The sequence below is a fragment of the Micrococcus sp. CS26 genome (assembly GCF_055522295.1).
Map to the genome: position 1 here is coordinate 1 of NZ_JBVFVY010000072.1, position 321 is coordinate 321.

Below are 321 nucleotides of genomic sequence, written 5' to 3' on the forward strand. Positions count from 1 at the left end.
CTGGGCCATCTGGCATCGATGAACGATCGCCCCTGTCAGATGCCTCTATGCATTGGCCGGTGACGGTCCGCGGGCCTGGTCTCGTGCTGGGGGTCTGCCATGAGTTTGCTTGACACGAGTTATCAGGCGGCGGCAGCCGCCTGGACTGATTGAACCATCTCGAACTCGACAGGGGTGAGCTTCCCGAGACGGGCCTGCCTACGACGGCGGTGATAGGTCCGCTCGATCCAGCTCACGATCGCGAGCCGGAGCTGGTCGAAGGACTGCCAGCGACGCCGGTTCAGCACGTTCTTCTGCAACAGCGCGAAGAAGGATTCCATT

General features: G+C 62.0%; 1 protein-coding gene. It reads right to left on the minus strand.

What is annotated here, in order from left to right:
• Positions 1 to 122 precede the first annotated feature (122 nt).
• On the minus strand, positions 123 to 321 hold a 199-nt coding region (locus tag ACZ1IK_RS11260), incomplete at its 5' end, for an IS3 family transposase (RefSeq protein ID WP_144859519.1).